The sequence below is a fragment of the endosymbiont of Sipalinus gigas genome, assembly GCF_004296475.1.
Lineage (GTDB): Bacteria > Pseudomonadota > Gammaproteobacteria > Enterobacterales > Enterobacteriaceae > Nardonella.
The window spans coordinates 24,173-48,922 of sequence record NZ_AP018162.1 but is presented as its reverse complement, the minus strand read 5'-3'; the positions used below and the strand labels follow the sequence as shown (position 1 = coordinate 48,922).

Here is a 24,750-nt window from a genome sequence, read left to right as displayed (position 1 = left end):
GGCTGAAAATAGGTGTAGACATATTTATTTTATAACATTAAAAGACATGTCAAGTTTATGAAAATCTTGTAAAAAATTCTTTAAACTTAATATTTGCAAAAAATAATATGATGTTTAATAGTTCAAATTTATCAATAGCTTAGGTTTTTGATATATTGAAAATTTAGTAATATTTTTTAAATATTAATTATTTTTCTTTATAATTAATATATTTTAATAAAAAAAAAGAAATAAGCATGTTAATAACTTTTATTTATAATTATTTATGGAAGTGAGTTCGAATCTCACCAGCTCCACCATATTGTAAATTTAATGAATTTATTTAATAAAAAAATTTTAGTAACTTGCGCTTTACCATATTCTAATGGATCTTTGCATTTAGGTCATTTATTAGAACAAATACAAGCTGATATATGGATAAGATATAAAAAAATAACTAATAATTCTATCTATTTTATATGTTCTGATGATTCACATGGGACTCCAATAATGTTAAAATCAATAGATTTAAATATTAAACCAGAATTATTAATAAACAATTTTAATAAAGAACATATAAAAAATTTTAAAGATTTTTCAATATATCATGATTATTACTATTTAACTAATAATCATGAAAATAAAAGATTAATAAATAAATTTTATTTTATACTTAAAAAAAATAATTTAATAAATTATAAATATATATATCAGTTTTATGATGTTTACAATAATATATTTTTACCTGATAGGTTTATACTTGGTAAATGTCCTAAATGTTATTCTAAAGATCAATTTGGAGATCATTGTAATAAATGTAATTCAGTATATAATTCCATTAATTTAATAAATCCTAAATCTACATTAAGTAATTCTATTCCTATATTAAAAAAAACTAAACATATATTTATTAATTTAAATAATTTTAAAAATAAAAATAATGTTTTAATAAAAAAATTATTTTGTCAAAAAGAAATTATAAATAAAATTAATGAATTTATTATATGTGATATGGAATCATATAATATATCAAGAGATTATCCTTATTTTGGATTTAAAATCCCTAATGAAATAAATAAGTATTTTTATGTATGGGTAGATGCTCTTATTTCATATATAAGCACATTTAAAAGATTTTGTCATAATATTAATGATATAGAATTATTTGATAAATTTTGGAATTTAAATTCTAATTATGATATTTATCAATTTATAGGAAAAGATATTATTTTTTTTCATAGTATAATTTGGCCATATATTTTAGATTTATTAAATTTAAGAAAACCTACTAAAATTATAGTGCATGGACATTTAACAATTAATGGATATAAAATGTCTAAATCTACCAATAATTTTATAACTGTTGATTCTTATATAAAAACATTTAATTCTGATTATTTAAGATATTATTTTGCATCAAAATTATCATTAAATATAAATGATATAGATTTTAATATTAAAGATTTTTATATAAAAGTAAATTATATTTTAATAGATAAAATAATAAATATACCATATAGGATAAAAAATTTTTTAAATAATATATTCCAAAATAAACTTTCTGATGAAATAGATACTAATTTATATAATGATTTTATTTTTAGATCAGATTATATATGGAAATTATATGAAGATTTTAATTTTTTAGAAGTAGTAAATATAGTTATTGATCTTTCTAATATTTTAAATAAATATATATCAAATAATGAACCTTGGAATTGTAATAATATAAATAAATTACATAAAATATGTTCTACAAGTATAAATTTGTTTAAAATAATAGTTTTATATATTAAACCTATAATACCTACTATATCATATGATTTAGAAAAATTTTTAGGTATATCATTGACTAAAAATAGTTTGAAATTTATTTTAAAATATAATAAAATAAATTTTTTAAATAAAAATATATTAAAAAAAATAAATATTTTAGATCTTAATAAATTAATTTAATACTTTAATACATTCAATTGGAATTTCATATATAAATCTTGATGGTTTATTTGTTATTAATTTACCGCAATTTAATCTGAATTTAGAATAAGTTAATATTAAATTTTTCATAGCTCTTGTTATACCAACATATGCTAATCTTCTTTCTTCTTCAATATTTGAATTATCTATTGACTTATTAGATGGGAAAATGCCTTCTTCCATACCTATTATAAATACACATTTAAATTCTAAACCTTTAGAAGAATGTATTGTCATAAGTTTAACTTTATTTTCAATATTACTAATATTAGTATCTTCATATTGAATTATCATGTTAGATATAAATTCTTCTAATATATTTTTATTATATATATTTTTTTTTTCAAATCTATATGCTGAATTTATTAATTCATTTAAATTATCTAATTTAGAAGAATTAAAATTATCCTTTTTATATAAATCAAATAATTTTGTATATTCTAATATTTTGTGTATTTTTTTATGTAATGGTATATCTAATATAATTTTATCTAAATTGTTTATTATATCTATAAAATTTTTTAATTTTTTTGTATGTAATTTATACTTATCATTATATACTAAGTAATTAATAACATCCCAATAAGATTTGTTTGTTAAAGATGATTCTTTTTTTATTATATCAATAGATTTTTTACCTATTTTTCTTGATGGAGTATTTATTATTCTTTCTAATGAAATATTATCATTTCTATTTAATATTAACATTAAATATGATAATATATCTTTTATTTCCTTTCTATTTATAAATTTTAATCCTCCATATATTATATATGGTATTTTATTATTTATTAAAAATTCTTCTATTATTCTAGATTGATAATTATTTCTATATAAAATAGCAAAATTATTTATATTATTAATATTTTTTTTTATATATTCTGATATAAATTTTGCTTCATTTATTTCATTTTCGGCTTTATATAAATAAATAAAATCTCCAATTTCATTTTTAGTCCATAATTTTTTTTTTAATCTGCTTTTATTATATGAAATTAAATTATTAGCTGCTTTTATTATATTATTAGTAGATCTATAATTTTGATCTAGATAAAATATTTTAGAATTAGAAAAATCATTTATAAACTTATTCAGAGATTCTCTATTTTAGCTCCTCTCCATTCATATATTAATTGATCACTATCACCTACTATCATTATATTTATATCATTATTATGTAACAATAATTTAATAATTAAATATTGAATTTCATTAGTATCTTGAAATTCATCTATTAGTATATTAGTTATTTTTTTTTTATATAAATTTAATATATTAATATTTTTATTTAATAATTCATATGTTCTTATTAATATTTCAGAAAAATCTATTATGTTTAATTTATTACATTCACTCTGATATAATATATATATCTTTTTAAAAATAAAATTTTCTTCATATAAATTTTTATAGTTTTCATTTATTCTTATTCCTTTATTTTTGCTTATATTTATATATTTTAATATTTTTTCTATATTTAATTTATTTTTTAATTTTAATGATTTAATTATATTTTTTATTATTCTCAATTGATAATTATCATCTATAATTTGAAAATTATTTTTTAATCCAGCTTCTTTATAATGTATCTTTAACATCCTATATAAAATAGAATGAAAAGTTCCTATTATAATATTATTATATTTATCTGATAATATATTTTTAATTCTATATTTTATTTCATTGACAGCTTTATTACTAAATGTTACTATCATTATAGAATTTGGATTTATTTTTTTTTTATTTATTAACCAAATAATTCTATATATTAGAATTTTTGTTTTTCCGCTTCCAGCTCCAGCTATAACTACTATATTTTTATCTTTTGATAAAACTATATTTTTTTGATTTTTATTTAAATTTAAAAAATATGATATATATTTCATTATTTTAATTAAATGATTTATTTGAATATTTTAATAAAATCATTTTAAACTTTTCTTAAAACATAATATTTAAATGAATAATAGTTTTTTTTCTAAAAAACGTTTTTTTGATAAAAAAAATTATCCCTATGGATTTTCTAGATGTGGTTATTTTACCATAAAGGAATCTTTATTACTTGAAAAATTTGGTAATGCATATATGGATCTTTCTAATGGTATTAGAAAACCTATAAATGATGAAGAAAAAAGATTTATAGATGTTTTTAAAGGAAAAATTAATGCTATTAGTGAACATGAAATAGTATGGCAAAAATATATAAATGTAATAAATTATTCTAAAAGGTTTTATTCTTTATCAGAAAATTATCAAAATGAATCATCATTTTTAAATGATGATGAATATAGTAATGATATTCTAAATTTATAAAAATTAATAACTAAAAATAATTTATAGTTATTTAACAATTATAAAAGAGTAATTATGAATTTAACAGAATTAAAAAATATAAAAATATCTGATTTAATATCTATAGGAGAAAAAATGGATTTAATAAATTTAGCTAGAATGAGAAAACAAGATATTATATTTAATATTTTAAAACAACATGCAAGAATAGGTGAAGATATATTTGGAGATGGAGTATTAGAAATATTGCAAGATGGATTTGGTTTTCTTAGATCAGTAAATAGTTCTTATCTAGCCGGTCCTGATGATATATATGTTTCTCCAAGTCAAATAAAAAAATTTAATTTAAGAACTGGAGATACTATATCAGGAAAGATTAGACCTCCAAAAGATAATGAAAAATATTTTGCTTTATTAAAAATAAATCAAATAAATTTTGATAGTCCTGAAAATTCAAAAAATAAAATATTATTTGAAAATTTAACTCCATTACATGCTAATATTAGATTAAAAATGGAAAAGGGTAATGGAACTATCGATGATTTAACATCAAGAGTTTTAGATTTAACTTCTCCTATAGGAAAAGGTCAAAGAGGATTAATAGTAGCTCCACCTAAAGCTGGAAAAACTGTATTACTACAAAATATAGCTAAAAGTATATATAGTAATTATCCAGAATGTGTTTTAATAATATTACTTATAGATGAAAGACCAGAAGAAGTTACTGAAATGAAATATTTAATAAATAGTATAGATGTTATCGCTTCTACTTTTGACGAACCGTATTCTAGACATATTCAAATATCTGAAATGGTTATTGAAAAAGCTAAAAGATTAGTTGAACATAAAAAAGATGTAATAATATTATTAGATTCTATAACTAGATTAACTAGAGCATATAATTCAGTTATGCCTTCATCGGGTAAAATATTAACTGGAGGTATAGATTCTAATGCTTTAAATAGACCTAAAAGGTTTTTTGGAGCAGCTAGAAATATTCAAGAAGGAGGAAGTTTAACAATTATAGCTACAGCTTTAATAGATACTGGGTCAAAAATGGATGAAGTTATATATGAAGAATTTAAAGGGACTGGTAATATGGAGCTTCATTTATCAAGAAAAATATCAGAAAAAAAAATATTTCCAGCAATAGATTATAATAAATCTGGAACAAGAAAAGAAGAATTACTTATAAGTAATGAAGAATTGTCTAAAATATGGATATTAAGAAAAATAATTAATTCAATGAATGAAATAGATGCTATAGAATTTTTAATAAATAAATTATCTATAACTAAAAATAATAGTGAATTTTTTAATCTTATGAAAAAAAAATAATATATATTATATTTACTTAATTAAATATATATATTATATTATATATATATTTATTAATTATTTTTCTATTAAATAATAGAATGATTATATAAAATTTAAATATATTTTAGTTTACTATAATATGTTTTTATTTTTATATAGTATTTTATTATTTATTTATTAAGAGTTTGATCATGGCTCAGATTGAACGCTAGCGGCAAGCTTAACACATGCAAGTCGAGCGGCTAACATAATATAATTGTAATTTATTATTATTATATTGATGGCAAGCGGCGTACGGGTGAGTAATATCTGGGAATCTGCCTTATGATGGGGGACAACTATTGGAAACGATAGCTAATACCGCATAATATCTTTATATCTTAAAAGATTTTAGATTAAAGTAGGGGATCTTTTAAAAGACCTTATGTCATTAGATGAGCCCAGACGAGATTAGCTTGTAGGTGAGGTAAAAGCTACACCTAGGCAATGATCTCTAGCTGGTCTGAGAGGATGGTCAGCCACATTGGAACTGAGATACGGTCCAAACTCCTATGGGAGGCAGCAGTGGGGAATATTGCACAATGGGGGAAACCCTGATGCAGCTATGTCGCGTGTGCGATGAAGGTCTTTTGATTGTAAAGCACTTTCAGCATAGGAAGAAGTTAATATAACTAATAATTATTATTAATTGACATTACTTGCAGAAGAAGTACCGGCTAACTCCGTGCCAGCAGCCGCGGTAATACGGAGGGTGCAAGCGTTAATCGGAATTATTGGGCGTAAAGGGTGCGTAGGTGGTTTATTAAGTCAAATGTGAAATTTTTAAGCTTAACTTAAAAACTGCATTTGAAACTAATATACTAGAGTTTTATAGAGGGGAGTAGAATTTCAAGTGTAGCGGTGAAATGCGTAGATATTTGAAAGAATACCAGAGGCGAAGGCGACTCCCTGGGTAATAACTGACACTGAGGCACGAAAGCTTGGGTAGCAAACAGGATTAGATACCCTGGTAGTCCATGCTGTAAACGATGTCAATTTGAAGAATGTAAATATTTTTTAAATTTATATTTTTCGTAGCTAACGCGTTAAATTGACCGCCTGGGAAGTACGACCGCAAGGTTAAAACTCAAATGAATTGACGGGGGCCCGCACAAGCGGTGGAGCATGTGGTTTAATTCGATGCAACGCGAAAAACCTTACCTACTCTTGACATTTAAAGTAATAAAATAGAGATATTTTAGTGCCTTGAAAAAGGAATCTTTAAACAGGTGCTGCATGGCTGTCGTCAGCTCGTGTTGTGAAATGTTGGGTTAAGTCCTTTAACGAGCGCAACCCTTATTCTTTGTTGCCAGCGTAAAGTCGGGAACTCAAAGAAAACTGCCAGTGATTTAAAACTGGAGGAAGGTGAGGACGACGTCAAGTCATCATGGCCCTTATGAGTAGGGCTACACACGTGCTACAATGGTATATACAAAGAGAAGCAACTTCGCGAGAACAAGCAAATCTCAAAAAGTATATCATAGTCCGGATTGGAGTCTGCAACTCGACTCTATGAAGTAGGAATCGCTAGTAATCGTAGATCAGCATGCTACGGTGAATATGTTCTCGGGCCTTGTACACACCGCCCGTCACACCATGGAAGTGAATTGCAAAAGAAGCGAGAAAACTTAATCAAGTAAAATTGAAAAGATCTTTCCACTTTGTGTTTCATGACTGGGGTGAAGTCGTAACAAGGTAACCGTAGGGGAACCTGTGGTTGGATCACCTCCTTGTTTATTTTATTTTAGGTGTTTTATAGAAAAAATAATTAAAAATTTTTAGTAGTAAAATGTATTAAAGTCTCTTTCGTTTAGTAGGTTAGGACATTGCTCTTTCACGGCAATAACAGGGGTTCAAATCCCCTAAGAGACAAAAAAAAGGGGTTAAGAAATTAAGCGTATATGGTGGATGCCTTGGCAAACAGAGGCTATGAAGGACGTGCTAATCTGCGAAAAGTATCGATGAGTTGATAAGAAACGTTATTAATCGGTAATATCCGAATGGGGTAACCTAAATATAATTAAAATTATATTTATTATTAAATAAATAAAATAGTTTAATAAAGCAAACCAGAAGAACTGAAACATCTTAGTATTCTGAGGAAAAGAAATCAAAAAGAGATTCCCTTAGTAGTGGCGAGCGAAAAGGGAAAAGCCAAATAAGCTATACAATATATATTTATTATAATAATAATTTTGGAAAATTTAGCTATAAAAGGTGATAGCCCTGTGTTTTAAAATTTATATATATTGGCTTATTTTAAGTAAATCGAGAAATGTTATCTTGATTGAATATGGGGGAACCATCCTCTAAGGCTAAATACTACTGTTTGACCGATAGTGAACTAGTACCGTGAGGGAAAGGTGAAAAGAACCCCGGTTAGGGGAGTGAAATAGATCCTGAAACCGTATACGTACAAGCAGTAGGAGCATTATATTTTTTTATGTGACTGCGTACCTTTTGCATAATGGGTCAGCGACTTATATTCTGTAGCAAGGTTAACTTTTAAAATAGGGAGCCGTAGGGAAACCGAGTCTTAAATGGGCATTAGTTTCAGGATATAGACCCGAAACCTGGTGATCTAACTATGAGCAGGTTGAAGAATAAGTAAATATATTTGGAGGACCGAACCGACTAATGTTGAAAAATTAGCGGATGACTTGTGGTTAGGGGTGAAAGGCCAATCAAACCAGGAGATAGCTGGTTCTCCTCGAAAGCTATTTAGGTAGCGTCTTATAATTAGTTTATAGGGGTAGAGCTCTGTTTTGTACTAGGGACTTATGTTACCAGTTCAATGCAAACTACGAATACTATAAATTTTATTATTGGAAACACACTATGGGCGATAATGTCAATAGTGGAAAGGGAAACAACCCAGATCGTAAGTTAAGGTCCTTAAGTTATGATTAAGTGTAAAACGAAGTTAGAAGTCTTAGACAACTAGGATGTTGGCTTAGAAGCAGCCATCATTTAAAGAAAGCGTAATAGCTCACTAGTCGAGTCATCTTGCGCGGAAGATTTAACGGGGCTAAAATCATACACCGAAACTACGACAATTTATTTTTAATAAATTGGGTAGAGGAGCGTTCTGTAAGTCTGTGAAGATTTATCGTAAGGTGAATTGGAGATATCAGAAGTGCGAATGCTGACATAAGTAACGATAAAACAAGTGAAAAACTTGTTCGCCGAAAGACTAAGGTTTCCTATCCAACGTTAATCGGGATAGGGTTAGTCGATCCTAAGGTGAGGTTGAAATACGTAATCGATGGATAACAGGTTAATATTCCTGTACTTATTAAAATTTGTGATGGAGTGACTGAGAAGGCTATGTTAGCTAAGTGAAGGTTATCTTAGTTTAAATATTTAGATGTAAGAAATAAGTAAATCTTTTTCTTTTTAACATTGATATATGATGATGAGTTAATAAAATAACGAAATAATTTATGCCACGCTTACAAGAAAAGCTTCTAAACTTTAAATTTTAATAAATCGTACCTTAAACCGACACAGGTAGTCAGGTAGAGAATACTAAGGCGCTTGAGAGAACTCGGGTGAAGGAACTAGGCAAAATGATGTCGTAACTTAGGGAGAAGACATACTAATATGTAAGTTATTTTATATAGCTGAAATTAGTCTAAGATAACGGCTGGCTGCAACTGTTTATTAAAAACACAGCACTGTGCTAACATGAAAATGGATGTATACAGTGTGACGCCTGCCCGGTGCCGGAAGGTTAATTAATTAAGTTATTTAATTATATTGTAAAGTATATTTAAAGAAGCTTTTGATAGAAGCCCCGGTAAACGGCGGCCGTAACTATAACGGTCCTAAGGTAGCGAAATTCCTTGTCGGGTAAGTTCCGACCTGCACGAATGGCGTAATGATGGCCAGACTGTCTCCACCCGAGACTCAGTGAAATTGAAATCGCTGTGAAGATGCAGTGTACCCGCGGCAAGACGGAAAGACCCCGTGAACCTTTACTATAACTTGATATTGTATATTTGATATTAATGTATAGAATAAGTGGGAGACTAAGAAATATTGACGCTAGTTAATATAGAGTCGTAATATGAAATACCACTCTTTAATATTTGATATACTAACTTTAATCCGTTATCCGGATTGAGGACAGTGTCTGGCGGGTAGTTTGACTGGGGCGGTCTCCTCCTAAAGAGTAACGGAGGAGTACAAAGGTTAGCTAATCACGGTCAGATATCGTGAGGTTAGTGCAAAGGCATAAGCTAGCTTAACTGCGAGAACTACAATTCGAGCAGATGCGAAAGCAGGTCTTAGTGATCCGATAGATCCTATATGGTAGAGGCTATCGCTTAACGGATAAAAGGTACTCCGGGGATAACAGGCTAATATCGCCCAAGAGTTCACATCGACGGCGGTGTTTGGCACCTCGATGTCGGCTCATCACATCCTGGGGCTGAAGCAGGTCCCAAGGGTATGGCTGTTCGCCATTTAAAGTGGTACGCGAGCTGGGTTTAGAACGTCGTGAGACAGTTCGGTCCCTATCTGCCGTGGGCGTTGGAAGATTGAAAGGAGCTACTCCTAGTACGAGAGGACCGGAGTGGACATACCTATGGTGTTCGGGTTGTCATGCCAATGGCATTGCCCGGTAGCTACGTATGGAAAAGATAACTGCTGAAAGCATATAAGCGGGAAGCTTACCTTAAGATTAATCTTCCCAGTAATAATTTTAATTATTACCTAAAGGGACGTTATATACTATGACGTTGATAGGTTAGGTGTGTAAGCATTGTGAAATGTTGAGCTGACTAATACTAATATCCCGTGAGACTTAACTCTTATAAAAAAAGAATATTTTTATTTGATAATTATAACGTGATAGAACCACCTGAATAAAAATAATATTTTATTTATTTTTTCCATTCCGAACTCAGAAGTGAAATGTCATAGTGCCGATGGTAGTGTATTAATTTATGTGAGAGTAGGAAATTATCAAATAAAATTTTTATAGTAGAGGAGTAACTTAAAAGGAAAAGTACTGGTCTCCAAAATCAGTAGTTGAGAGTTCAAATCTCTCCTCCTCTGTTCTATAAATTTTTTATTTTATAAATTAAAAACCATTCATTATCTATATTTCTACTAATACCTTCATATGTTATAAAATAACCTATTAAAGATATAAGTTTGTCATTAAAAAATAACATAGGTATTTTATTTCTTTTACAAATTGGTATATCAAATATACTATATATTTCCTTTAAAGTTTTTTTATTATTAAATCCTATTATTTTATATTTTATTTTACTATTAAAAAAATTTTTATTATTAAATTTTATAATTATAATCTCTTTATTATTTATTTTTCTTATTCTATGAAATAAAAAATTATAATTATCAATATAATTTTTAATTAAATTAAAATTATCTGATATTTTTATTATGCCTGAATTATATGGTAATTTTATAAATTTATTTATTTTTTCTATATATATATTTTTATAATATTTTAAATTATTATTTAAATTTTTTATACAATATATAGTATTATTATATTTATTTAAAATAATATTTTTTATTTTTAAAGTAGATAAAGGATTATCATTTAATATGATATCATTATATATCCTAATTAAATCATAATATGATATATATAAGTTATGGTATTTTTCTAACCATATTCTTATAATAATTTTAGTTAAATTAATATTTTTAATATTTAACAAAAATATATTTATAGATTTATCTTTTTTATTTATTAAATTATTTATTATTTTTTTTATGTAAATATTTAATACATTTTCATATAAATCACATATATATAAAAATTTATATGAAGAATTTAAAAATCCAGGCCATCTTTTATTTAATATATTTAATATTTTATATCTTATAAAATTCCTATCAAATTTTAAATTTTTATTACTTTTATCTTCTATCCATGATGTATTTAATATTTTTGAATAGTTAAGTATATCTAGCTTACTTAAATTAATTAATGGTCTAAATATTTTAAAATTATATATTGAAGTTAATTCTCTAATTAATATTGATTTTATTCCTTTACCTCTTTTCAATGAAAGAAAAATATTTTCTATTTGATCATTTTTATTATAACCAGTCAGTAAAATTTCATTTTTATTTATTATTTTAGATATTTCTTTATATCTTAATTTTCTTAAATTTTCTTCTATATTATTTTTTTTTTTTAATAAAATATCTTTTATATATAAAATTATTTTTTTATTATTACAGTATTTTATACAATGATTTAATATATAAGAATTTTTTATAAAATATTTATGATTTATATATATAGCTTTTATATTTAAATTACTATTTATAGTATTTTTTATATATATCATAATTTCTAATAATAAAGTTGAATCCATTCCTCCGCTAAAAGATATTAATAATGTATCAATATTAAATTTATTTATTATATAATTTAATTTTTCATTTATTCTTTTTATTACAATAAACATATAAAATTATTTTTTACTTATATTTATTAAACTACATATTTCATTAAATTTTTCTAATTGAAATTTAGTTAATGAAGAAAATATATTATTTAATATTTTTTTATTATAATTTTCAGCATTATCTAATTCTTTTATACCTTTATCTGTTATATATATATTTTTTATTCTTCTATCTCTAATATTTTGTTTTCTATATATAAAATTTTCTTTTTCTAAAAAATCTATAACAGTAACTACTGTTCTAGATGAAAATTCCATATACTTTTTTATATCTGTAGCACTTACTTTATTATTATTAATAATAAATTTTAATAATTTTATTTTTGATACAGATAAACCCTTATCATATAATTTATTATTTATATCTTTTTTTAATTTATTTATTATATTAAACAAAGAATCAATTATTAAAGACATATTAATTGTTTTTTCCATAGTATTAATAATTTAAAGTTTTTTTAATAATTTTATTTATTTCTAAAATATTATATTTATTAATTTTTAATTTTTCTATTTTACAGCCTATAAATATATTTGTGTTTATTTTAATTAATTCATATGCTAATAAAACGTCTGATTCATAATCTTTAAGTTTTTTTATAATAGAATTAATATTTTTTATATTTGAATATTTATATAAATTATTTATATTTCTATATATAAAATTAATATTTCCTATATTTTTTAATAGTATTTTAGCTGTTTTAGGTCCTATTCCTAATATACCTTTTATATTATCTGATACATCGCCTACTAATGATAAATAATCTATCATCATATTTGGGTATATACCGTATTTATTATATACAATATCTGAATCTATTATTTTATTATTATATATATCTAATATTTTAATACTATTAGAAATTAATTGATACATATCTTTATCTAATGAACTTATCAGAACATTAAAATTGTTCCTTTCGCATTGTTTAGATAAAGTTCCTATTATATCATCAGCTTCTATCCCAGGAAAAGATATTATATTTATACCTAATTCATCAACTATTATTTTTTTTATTATATTAATCTGATATATTAAATCTATAGGACATTTTTTTCTATTACTTTTATATTTATTACTTAATATTTTTCTAAAATTTGTTCCTGGAGAATCTAATGTTATTACAATATATTCAGGATTAAAATTTAACAATATTTTTTTTATTATAAAAAATGTCCCATATATCGCTTCACAATTTTTATATATATTTTTATTATTTAAAAATGCATAATAAGATCTATATATGTGAAATGTTCCATCTAATATAAATACTTTTTTTTTTTTATTTAACATATTTTTATATTAAAATTATAAATAAATTAAAATGAATGATTTTTATTTGCATAAATCAAACTTAAGATTTTATATAAAATCTATAAATTTATATCCTACATTATCTTCTAAAGAAGAAAATATATTATTAAATAACTTATATTATAAAGGAGATTTAGAATCTACTAAAAAATTAATATTATGTAATTTAAAATTTATTGTACAAATAACTAAAAAATATTCAGGATATGGATTACCTCAATTAGATTTAATTCAAGAAGGAAATATAGGTTTATTAAAAGCAGTTAAAAAATTTAATCCAAATATTGGAGTTAGATTAATATCTTTTGCTATATACTGGATAAAAGCAGAAATAAATGAATATATATTAAAAAATTGGAAAATAGTTAAAATAGCAACCACAAAATCACAAAAGAAATTATTTTTTAATCTAAGAAAAATAAAAAATAAGATAGATTGGTTAAATATAAATGAGGCTAATATTATAGCTAATAAATTACAAGTTTCACTAAAAGATGTATTTGAAATGGAATCTAGAATGTCTTATAAAGATTTATATATTGAAGAAAGAGAAGATATTAATAATAAATTAAAATACAATGTTAATAATTTATTAAATTATAATGATGAATTTAAAAAAATAGAGAATAATAATTGGAATAGTAATATAAATAACAAAATTAATAATGCATTATTAAAACTTGATAATAGAAGTAAACATATAATAAAATCAAGATGGTTAATAGAAAATAAAAAAACAACATTAAAAGAATTATCTATTATATACAATGTTTCAATAGAAAGAATAAGACAAATAGAAAAAAATGCTATAAATAAAATAAGAAAAAGTATAAAAGATATCTATTAATATTTTATGTTTATATAATTATCAAATCTTGATAATTTACTATTAAAAGTTAATTTAATTGATCCTATAGGTCCATTTCTATGTTTTCCTAATATTATTTCAGCTGTTCCTTTAAAATCACTATTTTCATTATATACTTCGTCTCTATATATAAACATTATTAAATCAGCATCTTGTTCTATTGATCCAGATTCTCTTAAATCTGAATTAACAGGTCTTTTATCAGATCTTAATTCTAAACTTCTATTTAATTGAGATAATGCTATTATAGGAATATTTAATTCTTTTGCTAATGATTTTAATGATCTTGATATTTCTGATATTTCTAAAGTTCTATTATTAGATAAAGATGGGATTTTTATTAACTGTAAATAATCTATCATTATTAAACTTAATCCATTATTTTCTCTAAATAATTTTCTTGCTTTTGATCTTAAATCATTTGGAGTTAATATTGAAGAATCATCTATATACATATTATTATTATTTATTAATATATTATATATATTATTCATTTTTACCCAATCATTTTTATCTAACTTTCCAGTTTTAATTTTATATTGATCTATTCTTGACATAGATGATAGTATTTTTATCATTATTTGTTCTCCTGACATTTCTAAACTAAATATTAAAATTGGTTTTTTTTCTATTATAGAAATATTTTCACATAAATTTATTGCAAAAGTTGTTTTACCCATAGATGGTCTTGATGCTATTATTATTAAATCAGATTTTTGTAAACCTAATGTCTTTCTATCTAAATCATGATATCCTGTAGATATTCCTATTATATCTTTTTTAGAATTAATACATATTTTTTTTATATTATTTATTGTATTTTCAAGAACTTTTTTTATATCTTTAGGATTATTATTTGTTTTTGATCTTTTATCTGATAAAAAAAATAATTTAGATTCTACTATATCAATTATATCATCTACATTTTTATCTTTAGGATTAAAACATATGTCTGAAATTTCATTTGAAATAGTTAATATACATCTCATTATAGATTTTTCTCTTATTATATAAGAATATGCTAATATATTTGCTACGCTTGGTATATTTTTTGAAATTTCAGCTAAATATGAAAATCCTCCTATTGAATTTAAAAATTTTTTTTTATTTAATGAATCTGATATTGTTATTAAATCTATAGGATTTCTTGAATCTATTAATAATTTCATTTCATCAAAAATCATTTTATGATTTATATTAAAAAAATCATCACTATCTATTATTTCTATTACAGAAAACCATTTACTATTATCTATCATTAACCCGCCTAATACAGATTGTTCTGCTTCAATAGAATATGGAAATATTTTTATATTTTTAAAATTATTTTTTTCTAAGAATAGTTTATTATTATTTTTTATCATAATTATATTTTAATAAAAATAAAATTATAAATATACCTTATATTATAAAATTAATAATATATAATTATAAAATAATAAAATAAAAATGCCTGAAGTTGGAATTGAACCAACGACACATGGATCTTCAGTCCATTGCTCTACCAACTGAGCTATTCAGGCCTTATATAAAAATTTTAATATTTAATAAATAAATTGTCAATTAAAAAAAATCACTTGAAGTATTAAAAAAATGACCTTATATTATTAATTATATTAAATTTTATTTTTAATTTTTATTTAAGAGAAAAAAAAAATGAAAATACGCCCATTATATGATAAAGTTATTATAAAAAGAAAAGACATAGAATCTAAGTCATCAGGAGGAATAGTTTTAACTGGGTCTTCTAATAAATCTAATAGAGGGGAAGTTATAGCTATAGGCAAAGGTAGAATATTAGATAATGGTGATATAAAACCATTAGATGTAAAAATAGGAGATATAATAATATTTAATGATAGTTATGGAATAAAAACAGAAAAAATAAATAATGAAGAAATTTTAATAATTTCAGAAAGTGATATTTTAGCAGTTGTAGATTTTTAAAAAAAAATTAATAATTATTAAGAGAAAAACATGATAGCTAAAGAAGTAAAATTTGGTAATGACGCTCGTATAAAAATGTTAAGAGGAGTAAACATTTTAGCGGATGCGGTTAAGGTTACATTAGGACCTAAAGGTAGAAATGTTGTATTAGATAAATCATTTGGATCACCATTAATTACAAAAGATGGAGTTTCTGTAGCAAGGGAAATAGAACTAGAAGATAAATTTGAGAATATGGGAGCTCAAATGGTAAAAGAAGTAGCTTCTAAAGCAAATGATGTTGCTGGAGATGGAACGACCACAGCTACTCTTTTAGCGCAGTCTATAGTTAATGAAGGATTGAAAGCAGTTACTGCAGGAATGAATCCTATGGATATAAAAAGAGGTATAGATAAAGCTGTTAGTTATGCTGTTATAGAATTAAAAAATATGTCAATATCATGCTCAGATTTTAAATCTATTGCTCAAGTAGGAACTATATCAGCTAATTCTGATGAAACTGTAGGTAAATTAATATCTGAAGCTATGAGTAGAGTTGGAAAAGAAGGAGTTATAACTGTGGAAGAAGGATCAGGATTACAAGATGAATTAGATGTAGTTGAAGGAATGCAATTTGATAGAGGTTATTTATCACCATATTTTATAAATAAACCTGAATCAGGAACTATAGAATTAGAAAATACTTTTATATTAATAGTTGATAAAAAAATATCAAATATAAGAGAAATTATATCTATACTAGAAAATGTTGCAAAATCTAATAAATCTATATTAATAATAGCAGAAGATGTTGAAGGAGAAGCGTTAGCAACTTTAGTTGTTAATAATATGAGAGGGATAGTTAGAACTGTTGCTGTTAAAGCTCCTGGATTTGGAGATAGAAAAAAATCTATGATGCAAGACATAGCAATATTAACTGGGGGGATATTAGTATCTGAAGAAATAGGAATAGAGTTAGAAAAAATAAATATAAAAGATTTAGGACAAGCTAAAAAAGTTATAATAAGTAAAGATACTACAACTATAATAGATGGATTTGGAGATAAATTATCTATAGATAAAAGAATAAATCAGATAAATAAACAAAAAGAGGAATCAACTTCAGATTATGATAAAGAAAAATTACAAGAAAGAATTGCTAAATTAGCTGGGGGAGTTGCTGTTATAAAAGTTGGGGCTGCAACTGAAGTTGAAATGAAAGAAAAAAAATCTAGAGTTGAAGATGCATTAAATGCTACCAGAGCTGCTGTTGAAGAAGGAGTTGTTCCTGGTGGAGGGGTAGCATTAATTAGAGTTTCTAATAGTATTAGTTCATTAAAAGGAGATAATGAAGATCAAGATGTTGGTATAAAAATTGCAATAAAAGCTATGGAATCACCTTTACGTCAAATAGTTTCTAATACTGGAGAAGAACCATCAATAATAGCAAATAAAATAAAAATGGAAAAAGGTAATTTTGGATATAATGCATATACTGAAAAATATGGAAATATGATAGATATGGGTATATTAGATCCTACTAAAGTTACTAGATCAGCTTTACAATATGCTGCATCAGTTGCTGGATTAATGATAACTACAGAATGTATGATAACAGATATGAATAAAGATGATAAATCATCTGACATAAATAATTCAAATATGCCTCAAAATATGGGAGGAGGTATGATTTAATAAAATTTTTATATAATTTCTAATGAAAAATAGTATTAGAAATATTTTAATAGATAATTTAAATATAGGAGACAAGATAATATATAATGATGAACCTTTTATAGTTATAAAAAATGAATTTATAAAATCAGGTAAAGGTTTATCATTTAACAGAATAAGAATTAAAAATATTATTTCTAATAAAATTTTAGATAAAGTATTTAAATCTAAAGATAATATAAAAAAAGCTTATATTATAGAAAAAAGTTGTTTTTTTCTATATAGAGTTAAAAATATTTTTTTTTTTATTTCATGTGAAGATGAATCTCATATAAAAATAGATATTAATTTAATAAAAAATAAATATATTTTTATATTTAAAAAAATTAATTATAAATTAATTTTTCTTAATAAAATTTTTATAAATATAATAATACCTAAAATTATAAATTTTAAAGTTATAAATATTATTTGTGTAAATAATAATTATGTATTATCTGATTTAGGAAATAACTTAATGATAAAATCTCCACTTTTTATAAAAAGTGGAGATATTATAAGAGTAAATATAGAAAAAAAAGAATATATATCAAAAGTTAAAAATAATTTATAAATTTCTATATTTTTTATAAAAATTTATTATCCCGTTCATAGAAGAGTTATATTCGACTATTTGTTTTTCTGTTATTAAATCTGAATTTATTTTTTTAGTTAATACTTTATTTAATATATTAGTATTATTAATATTATTTAATATTGTTTCTATCTTTTTTTTAATAAAAAAATATATTTTTGTTCTAAATTCATATATAGAATCTAATATACCAATATTAAAAGGATTAATATTTTTTATTATTATAATATTTAATGATTTATCAAAATAGTTTGTATTTTTTATATATTTATTATTAAAAAATGTTATATTTTCTATAATAGAAAATATTTTAGATATATATTCATCTTTTATATTATTTATATATAATAAATAATCAAATGATAAATTTTTATTAAAATAATTATTTTTTATAAAATTATTATTTTTTATTTTATAATTATATTTTTTAATAAAAAAAATACTATTTTTTATATTTGATACTATATATTTATTTTTTTTATTTAAAAAAAACACATTCCATATATCTATTATACCTAATATAAAAGATATATTAGAATTTAAATTATTATATATATAATTTCTAAAATATATAATTCCATATATAAGATCATAAAAAACATTTAAATTAGTATATATTGATATTAATAATCCAATATTTAAATAAAAATTTATATTATTTTTAATATTTTCTATATATTTAAAATTATATATTTTATATTTTAAAAAAATATTAATTATATTACTTTTATTTTTTATAAAAAATAAAGTATTATCTAATATATTAAAATTAAATTTACTATTTAATTTTAATATGTAATTTATATTAATATCTTTTTCTATAAATGCAAAAAATAATGAATTATTTAAATTTATATCATATTTATTTAATATAACATCTATATTATTAATATTAATTTTAAGTAAAATTAAATTTTTCTTTTTATATTTATTTAAAAATTTTATTATATAAAAAAAAAATAAATTATCATCATATATATTTATTAAAAATAAAATTTTTTTTTCATATAAAGAATATTCATATTTTAATTTTAATAAAATATTTATTTTTTTTTTGCTTAAAAACTTACTAAAAATATTTATCTTATCATTACTAATAAAAAATTTATAAATATCTTTATCACTTATTATTAAATTATTTTTTATATTTATTTCATTTTTTATAAATTTATCTATATTAAAATTAATAGATAATTTTATTAATAGTTTTAATATTTCTAAATTTAAAAAATTTCTAGAATAATCTATTAAAATATCATTCTTTAAAAAAGAAAATTTACTAAATCTATCATAGTCATTATTAAATAAATAATTTAAATTATTTTTATTTATTTTTTTAAGATTAATAAATAATTTGTTTATTATATAAATATGTTTTTTATTATTCATTATTAATTAAATTCATAGTTTTATATAATATTAATGTGCTTTTATATTTCCATAATTTTATCATTGATACAAACATTTCAAATGAATCATTTTTATATTCATCAAATGGATCTCTATTAGCATATGATCTTAAATATATACCTTTTTTTATAAAATCTATAAAATTAATATGTTCAGTCCATACAGAATCTAACGTATTTATAAATATAGATATTTTCATATTATCTAATTTTTTTTTATCTATTAATTTTTCAATTAATAATAATTCTTTTTTTATAAAATCAAAAATACTATCTTTTATATCTAATTTTTTATTATTTTCATTTATAATAATATCTATATTAAAATTTTTTTTAAAAAAAAGTTTTAAATCATCTATTTCATTTTTTATATTATTAAACTTATAAAGATTAATTATATATTTTATTGAATCAAATATAAAATTATTTATTATATTAATATTTTTATTAAGTAAACTATTTCTTATAAAATAAAATGTATTTCTTTGTATATTGAATATATCATCATATATAAAAATTTGTTTTCTAATTTCGAAATTATTTTTTTCTATTTTTTTCTGTATATTTGATATTATTTTTGATAATAAAATAGAATTATTTTTTAGATCATCATTTAATTTTAAATTTTTTATTATATCTAAAATATTATTAGGTAACATATTTTTAATTAAATTATCTTCTAAAGATAAATAAAATCTAGACGAGCCAGGGTCTCCCTGTCTACCAGATCTTCCTATTAGTTGATTATCTATTCTTCTAGATTCATGTCTTTCAGTTCCAATAATATGCAATCCTCCAGAATTTATAACTTTAATATTATTTATTTTCCATTCTTCTATATCATCTTTATTTAAATAACATCCTCCTAAAACTATATTAGTTCCTCTTCCAGCCATATTTGTAGCTATTGTTACACTACCAGGCCTTCCTGCGAATGATATAATTTTTGCTTCTAAATTATGATTTTTTGCATTAAGAATTTGATGATTTATATTATTTTCATTTAAATATTTAGATATTAATTCTGATTTTTCAATTGAAATGGTTCCTATTAAAACAGGTCTATTATTTTTTATACATAAAATAACATCATTAATTATTTTTTTTATTTTATCTTTTTCATTTACAAAAAATAAATCTGGTAAATCTTTTCTTATTATAGGTTTATTAGTAGGTATATTAAATATATCTAAATTATATATATATTTAAATTCATCTTTTTCAGTACTAGCTGTTCCAGTCATACCTGATATTTTATTATATAATTTAAAATAACTTTGAAAAGTTATATATGCTAAATTTTTATTTTCACATAAAATATCAACATTTTCTTTAGCTTCTATAAATTGATGTATACTATTAGATAATCTTTTACCAATAGATAATCTTCCAGTATGTTCATCTATTAATATAATTTTTTTGTTTTTTAATATATAATCTACATTTTTATTAAAAAATTTATATGATTTTATTGATGATATTATATATTCTATAAGAATTAAATTCTCATTAATATATAATAAATTACCATATTTTATAAATTTATATTTTATTAATAAATTTTCTATTAAAATAAATCCATCATCTGTAATATCTACAATTTTTTCTTTAAAATTTATTAAAAAATATTTATTATTATTTAATTTATTTATATTTATTAATTCTATAACTAAATTATTTATTTTTAAATATATACTAACATCTATTTTATTTTTTTCAGATATTATTAATGGAACTCTAGCTTCATCTATTAATATAGAATCTATTTCATCTATAATAGCGTAATTCAATTTTCTTTGAACTTTATCATTTAAATCTAAAACTAAATTATCTTTTAAATAATCAAAACAAAATTCATAATTAGTTCCATATGTTATATCTGAATAATATGCATCTTTTTTTTCATAAATAGACATATTTGAAAGATTTATACCTACTTTTAATCCAAGAAAATCAAATAATAATTTATTATATTCAGCATCTCTTTTAGCTAAATATTCATTTACGGTAACTATATGAACTCCATTCCCATCTAATGCATTTAAATATGCAGGCAAAGTTGATGTTAATGTTTTACCTTCACCTGTATACATTTCTGCTATTGCATTATTATGTAATATTAATCCTCCTAATAATTGAACATCAAAATGTTTAATTCCAAAAATTCTTTTACTAGATTCTTTTACTACAGAAAAAGAATCACTTATAAGTTTATTACTATATATATTTTCTCCATTTTTAATTCTATTTTTAAATTCATTAGTTTTATTTTTTAATTCTTTATCTGTTAATTTATTTAATATTTTTTCATTGGAATTTATTAAATTAATAATATTTTTTATATTTCTATACTTTTTAATAAAAATTAAATCAAATATTTTTTTTAAGAACATTTTAATTTTAATCAATAGGGTTTCTTAAAAATGAAGGAATATTTAAATATTCTAAATTATCTGTTAAATTATTATTTTTTAAATTTTTAAAATTATTTTCATTTTTATTTTGCTGTATAAAAGGTTTTTCATTTGAAAAAATATTTTTATTTTTATATATTATATTAATATCTGATATTTTATCTAATTGAATCCCCGTGGCGACTATAGTTACCCTTATCTCATCACTCATACTTGAGTCTAATGATGTTCCTATAACAACAGTTGCTTCTTCAGAAGCAAATTTTCTTATTGAATTTCCTATTAATTCAAATTCATCTAATTTTAAATCAAAATTTGCTGATATATTTATTAAAACTCCTTTTGCTCCAGATAAATCTACATCTTCTAATAATGGACTAGATATTGCTATTTTTGTAGCTTCTTCAGCTCTATTTTCTCCTTTAGAAGATCCTGTTCCTATCATAGCATATCCCATTTCTGACATAACAGTTCTTATATCAGCAAAATCTACATTTATTAATCCTGGTTTTGTAACTAATTCAGATATACCTTGTATTGCATTTCTTAATATATTATTAGCATAACTAAATGCATCTAATAATGAAACGCCTCTATTAAAAGTTTTTAATAATTTATCATTAGGTATAACTATCAATGAATCAACAAATTTAGATAATGATAAAACCCCTTGATTAGCATATAATGATCTTTTTTTACCTTCAAAACTAAAAGGTTTAGTAACTATTGCTACTGTTAATATACCTAAATCTTTAGCTATTTCTGCAATTATAGGAGAAGCTCCTGTACCAGTACCCCCTCCCATCCCTGCTGTTATAAATACCATATCAGATCCTTCTAATATTGATTTTAAAATTTCTTTATCTTCTTCAGCTGCATTTTTACCAATTTCTGGATTAGATCCAGCCCCTAATCCTTTAGTTATATTTTTACCTATTTGTATTTTTTTATCTATTGATATTTTTCTTAATGCCTGAGCATCAGTATTAACAGCAAAAAAATTAACTCCACTAATATATTCTTTAGACATATATTCTATAGCATTATTTCCTCCACCACCAATACCTATAACTTTTATTACAGCATCATTTAATGATTCTAAATCATTACTGCTCATAAAATCACCTTAAAATTATTACACTATTAAATTATTTTTTTTAAAAATTTCTCACATTTTTTTATTAAAATTTTAGTTATAGAATTACTATAATCAGGTTTATTTAAATTATTACATAATTTTCCATAATGCAATAAACCTACAGAAGTAGAATAATCTGGTAATTGAACATAATCAGTTAATCCAACTATATTTTGAGGATATCCTATCCTAACTTCTTTTTTAAAAATTTTATATGCACAACTTAATATACCATCTATTTTTGATGAACCACCTGTAATAACTATACCTGCACTTAAAAAATATTTATATTTTCCTCTTATTAATTTATTTTGTAAATTAATAATTTCATTATTTATTAAATTAAACAATTCTATATATCTTGATTTTATAACTTTATATAATTCTTTTTTTTTTATTGATTTCTTTATATTTAAATCATTAAAATTAGGTATATTAACTGTATCATCATTATTAGATGATAATTCTGATAAAGTACCATATTTAAATTTTAATAAATCAGCGTATGAAGATGATATATTAAATGCATATGATATATCATTAGTGACTAAATTTCCTGCATATGGTATAACTTTTATTAAACGTAATATACCATCTATATATATTATTATATCTATTGTCTCTCCACCCATATCTATTAAACATACTCCAAGTTTTTTTTCATCATTCGTTAATACTGAATAACTAGATGATAAACCAGAATATATTAACTTATCCACTTTTATATTACATCTTTCAACTATTCTAACTAAATTTTTTATAGTATCATTACTACATGTTATTAAATTAGCTATTACTTTTAATTTTATTCCAGATAACCCTATTGGGTTTATTATTCCATATTTTTTATCTATTATATATTCTTGAGGAATTATATGTATTATTTTATGATGATCTTTTAATTTAACTAAACTGGCATTTTTAATTACATTATTAATATCATTTTGTGTTATATCACTATTTTCATTTAATGTAATTAATCCAGTTTCATTTTGAAAATTTATATCTTTTCCTGATATAGATAAATATACTGAAGATATTTTATAATCAGACATTAATTCAGCTTGATTTATTGAATTTTTTATTGAATTTGTTACTGATTCTAAATCTACTATATTACCTTTATCTATTCCATTTGATTTACATCTCCCAATTCCTATTATATTTATAGTATTATCAACTAAAATTTCTCCTATTAAAGATATTATTTTTGATGAACTTATTTCTAGACTTACAACTAAATTTTTTAATTTTGAATCTTTTTTAATCATTTTTTTTAAATTTTACTTAAATTAAATTTTAAT

At 22.0% G+C, this 24,750-nt stretch carries 17 protein-coding genes, 3 tRNA genes and 3 rRNA genes; 12 read left to right on the top strand and 11 right to left on the bottom strand.

All coding sequences use genetic code 11. The annotated features are described in order from the left end of the window. The first annotated feature begins 312 nt into the window (after nt 1–312). Entirely contained in the window at nt 313–1,935 is a 1,623-nt protein-coding gene (metG, locus tag NARSGI1_RS00220; RefSeq protein WP_130616816.1) for a methionine--tRNA ligase, read from the top strand. Here the strand turns inward: metG and NARSGI1_RS00215 are convergent. Further along, on the bottom strand, nt 1,927–3,015 hold the full coding sequence (locus tag NARSGI1_RS00215; protein WP_269771057.1) for an ATP-dependent helicase: 1,089 nt from the start codon (nt 3,013–3,015) through the stop codon (nt 1,927–1,929). The two genes, metG and NARSGI1_RS00215, sit on opposite strands and share 9 nt — an antisense overlap. Before the next feature lie 32 nt (nt 3,016–3,047). Then, the gene (locus tag NARSGI1_RS00210; RefSeq protein WP_130616812.1) at nt 3,048–3,842 is read right to left on the bottom strand and encodes a UvrD-helicase domain-containing protein; all 795 of its coding nucleotides are present in this window, start codon (nt 3,840–3,842) and stop codon (nt 3,048–3,050) included. 73 nt (nt 3,843–3,915) lie between these two features. Between NARSGI1_RS00210 and NARSGI1_RS00205 the strand changes: the two genes are divergently transcribed. The 7 genes from NARSGI1_RS00205 to NARSGI1_RS00175 all read left to right on the top strand — a co-directional run bounded on the left by NARSGI1_RS00205 (nt 3,916) and on the right by NARSGI1_RS00175 (nt 10,668). Further along, a complete protein-coding gene (locus NARSGI1_RS00205) occupies nt 3,916–4,269 on the top strand; it encodes a MaoP family protein (RefSeq protein ID WP_130616810.1) in 354 nt (117 codons plus the stop codon). Between the two features lie 54 nt (nt 4,270–4,323). Further along, nucleotides 4,324–5,586 (top strand): transcription termination factor Rho, encoded by a 1,263-nt coding sequence (gene rho / locus NARSGI1_RS00200; RefSeq protein ID WP_130616808.1) that lies wholly within the window; start codon nt 4,324–4,326, stop codon nt 5,584–5,586. Nucleotides 5,587–5,741: 155 nt separating this feature from the next. Next, a 16S ribosomal RNA gene (locus tag NARSGI1_RS00195) occupies nt 5,742–7,340 on the top strand. A gap of 66 nt (nt 7,341–7,406) precedes the next feature. Next, nucleotides 7,407–7,479: transfer RNA gene (locus tag NARSGI1_RS00190), tRNA-Glu, on the top strand. A gap of 9 nt (nt 7,480–7,488) precedes the next feature. Beyond that, nucleotides 7,489–10,422, top strand: a 23S ribosomal RNA gene (locus NARSGI1_RS00185). A 21-nt stretch (nt 10,423–10,443) separates the two neighbouring features. Next, nucleotides 10,444–10,581 (top strand): 5S ribosomal RNA (gene rrf, locus NARSGI1_RS00180). The 16S, 23S and 5S rRNA genes sit together here with 2 tRNA genes alongside, the layout of an rRNA operon. A gap of 14 nt (nt 10,582–10,595) precedes the next feature. After that, a tRNA-Trp gene (locus NARSGI1_RS00175) sits at nt 10,596–10,668 on the top strand. 2 nt (nt 10,669–10,670) lie between these two features. Here NARSGI1_RS00175 and tilS read toward each other — a convergent pair. Genes tilS through NARSGI1_RS00160 form a run of 3 tightly spaced genes read right to left on the bottom strand, consistent with a single transcriptional unit; the run spans nt 10,671 to nt 13,362 of the window. Continuing rightward, nucleotides 10,671–12,065, bottom strand: a complete 1,395-nt coding sequence (gene tilS, locus NARSGI1_RS00170; protein WP_130616806.1) for a tRNA lysidine(34) synthetase TilS — start codon at nt 12,063–12,065, stop codon at nt 10,671–10,673. A 6-nt stretch (nt 12,066–12,071) separates the two neighbouring features. Next, on the bottom strand, nt 12,072–12,500 hold the full coding sequence (locus NARSGI1_RS00165) for a MarR family winged helix-turn-helix transcriptional regulator (protein ID WP_130616804.1): 429 nt from the start codon (nt 12,498–12,500) through the stop codon (nt 12,072–12,074). Nucleotides 12,501–12,504: 4 nt separating this feature from the next. Further along, nucleotides 12,505–13,362, bottom strand: coding sequence for a 5'-3' exonuclease (locus tag NARSGI1_RS00160; RefSeq protein ID WP_130616803.1), 858 nt, complete (start codon nt 13,360–13,362; stop codon nt 12,505–12,507). A 31-nt stretch (nt 13,363–13,393) separates the two neighbouring features. On the opposite strand from NARSGI1_RS00160, the gene rpoH reads away from it, so the two are divergent. After that, complete coding sequence (gene rpoH, locus NARSGI1_RS00155; protein ID WP_130616801.1) at nt 13,394–14,230, top strand: RNA polymerase sigma factor RpoH; 837 nt, start codon at nt 13,394–13,396, stop codon at nt 14,228–14,230. Here the strand turns inward: rpoH and dnaB are convergent. Together dnaB and NARSGI1_RS00145 are read right to left on the bottom strand one after the other, a co-directional pair. Beyond that, nucleotides 14,227–15,615 (bottom strand): replicative DNA helicase, encoded by a 1,389-nt coding sequence (gene dnaB / locus NARSGI1_RS00150; protein WP_130616799.1) that lies wholly within the window; start codon nt 15,613–15,615, stop codon nt 14,227–14,229. The genes rpoH and dnaB overlap by 4 nt on opposite strands. Before the next feature lie 86 nt (nt 15,616–15,701). Next, a tRNA-Phe gene (locus tag NARSGI1_RS00145) sits at nt 15,702–15,774 on the bottom strand. Nucleotides 15,775–15,907: 133 nt separating this feature from the next. Here NARSGI1_RS00145 and NARSGI1_RS00140 point away from each other — a divergent pair. Genes NARSGI1_RS00140 through NARSGI1_RS00130 form a run of 3 tightly spaced genes read left to right on the top strand, consistent with a single transcriptional unit; the run spans nt 15,908 to nt 18,464 of the window. Next, the gene (locus tag NARSGI1_RS00140; RefSeq protein WP_130616797.1) at nt 15,908–16,198 is read left to right on the top strand and encodes a co-chaperone GroES; all 291 of its coding nucleotides are present in this window, start codon (nt 15,908–15,910) and stop codon (nt 16,196–16,198) included. 30 nt (nt 16,199–16,228) lie between these two features. After that, nucleotides 16,229–17,872: a chaperonin GroEL gene (groL, locus tag NARSGI1_RS00135; RefSeq protein ID WP_130616795.1), complete on the top strand. Its 1,644-nt coding sequence runs from the start codon at nt 16,229–16,231 to the stop codon at nt 17,870–17,872. A gap of 22 nt (nt 17,873–17,894) precedes the next feature. Further along, nucleotides 17,895–18,464: a hypothetical protein gene (locus tag NARSGI1_RS00130; protein ID WP_130617008.1), complete on the top strand. Its 570-nt coding sequence runs from the start codon at nt 17,895–17,897 to the stop codon at nt 18,462–18,464. Here NARSGI1_RS00130 and NARSGI1_RS00125 read toward each other — a convergent pair. From NARSGI1_RS00125 to ftsA, 4 genes are read right to left on the bottom strand one after another with little or no spacing between them, the layout of a single operon-like run. Beyond that, on the bottom strand, nt 18,459–19,874 hold the full coding sequence (locus NARSGI1_RS00125) for a hypothetical protein (protein ID WP_130616793.1): 1,416 nt from the start codon (nt 19,872–19,874) through the stop codon (nt 18,459–18,461). The genes NARSGI1_RS00130 and NARSGI1_RS00125 overlap by 6 nt on opposite strands. After that, on the bottom strand, nt 19,867–22,287 hold the full coding sequence (gene secA / locus NARSGI1_RS00120; protein ID WP_130616791.1) for a preprotein translocase subunit SecA: 2,421 nt from the start codon (nt 22,285–22,287) through the stop codon (nt 19,867–19,869). Before secA ends, NARSGI1_RS00125 begins: the two co-directional genes overlap by 8 nt. A gap of 7 nt (nt 22,288–22,294) precedes the next feature. Beyond that, the gene (ftsZ, locus tag NARSGI1_RS00115; RefSeq protein ID WP_130616789.1) at nt 22,295–23,425 is read right to left on the bottom strand and encodes a cell division protein FtsZ; all 1,131 of its coding nucleotides are present in this window, start codon (nt 23,423–23,425) and stop codon (nt 22,295–22,297) included. Nucleotides 23,426–23,451: 26 nt separating this feature from the next. Further along, on the bottom strand, nt 23,452–24,717 hold the full coding sequence (gene ftsA, locus NARSGI1_RS00110; protein ID WP_130616787.1) for a cell division protein FtsA: 1,266 nt from the start codon (nt 24,715–24,717) through the stop codon (nt 23,452–23,454). Nucleotides 24,718–24,750 lie beyond the last annotated feature (33 nt).

Excerpts from the sequence above, each read along its gene's own strand:
- metG (WP_130616816.1), top strand. The coding sequence starts at position 313 with ATGAATTTATTTAATAAAAAAATTTTAGTAACTTGCGCTTTACCATAT.
- NARSGI1_RS00210 (WP_130616812.1), bottom strand. The coding sequence starts at position 3,842 with ATGAAATATATATCATATTTTTTAAATTTAAATAAAAATCAAAAAAAT.
- NARSGI1_RS00205 (WP_130616810.1), top strand. The coding sequence starts at position 3,916 with ATGAATAATAGTTTTTTTTCTAAAAAACGTTTTTTTGATAAAAAAAAT.
- rho (WP_130616808.1), top strand. The coding sequence starts at position 4,324 with ATGAATTTAACAGAATTAAAAAATATAAAAATATCTGATTTAATATCT.
- tilS (WP_130616806.1), bottom strand. The coding sequence starts at position 12,065 with ATGTTTATTGTAATAAAAAGAATAAATGAAAAATTAAATTATATAATA.
- NARSGI1_RS00165 (WP_130616804.1), bottom strand. The coding sequence starts at position 12,500 with ATGGAAAAAACAATTAATATGTCTTTAATAATTGATTCTTTGTTTAAT.
- NARSGI1_RS00160 (WP_130616803.1), bottom strand. The coding sequence starts at position 13,362 with ATGTTAAATAAAAAAAAAAAAGTATTTATATTAGATGGAACATTTCAC.
- rpoH (WP_130616801.1), top strand. The coding sequence starts at position 13,394 with ATGAATGATTTTTATTTGCATAAATCAAACTTAAGATTTTATATAAAA.
- dnaB (WP_130616799.1), bottom strand. The coding sequence starts at position 15,615 with ATGATAAAAAATAATAATAAACTATTCTTAGAAAAAAATAATTTTAAA.
- NARSGI1_RS00140 (WP_130616797.1), top strand. The coding sequence starts at position 15,908 with ATGAAAATACGCCCATTATATGATAAAGTTATTATAAAAAGAAAAGAC.
- groL (WP_130616795.1), top strand. The coding sequence starts at position 16,229 with ATGATAGCTAAAGAAGTAAAATTTGGTAATGACGCTCGTATAAAAATG.
- NARSGI1_RS00130 (WP_130617008.1), top strand. The coding sequence starts at position 17,895 with ATGAAAAATAGTATTAGAAATATTTTAATAGATAATTTAAATATAGGA.
- NARSGI1_RS00125 (WP_130616793.1), bottom strand. The coding sequence starts at position 19,874 with ATGAATAATAAAAAACATATTTATATAATAAACAAATTATTTATTAAT.
- secA (WP_130616791.1), bottom strand. The coding sequence starts at position 22,287 with ATGTTCTTAAAAAAAATATTTGATTTAATTTTTATTAAAAAGTATAGA.
- ftsZ (WP_130616789.1), bottom strand. The coding sequence starts at position 23,425 with ATGAGCAGTAATGATTTAGAATCATTAAATGATGCTGTAATAAAAGTT.
- ftsA (WP_130616787.1), bottom strand. The coding sequence starts at position 24,717 with ATGATTAAAAAAGATTCAAAATTAAAAAATTTAGTTGTAAGTCTAGAA.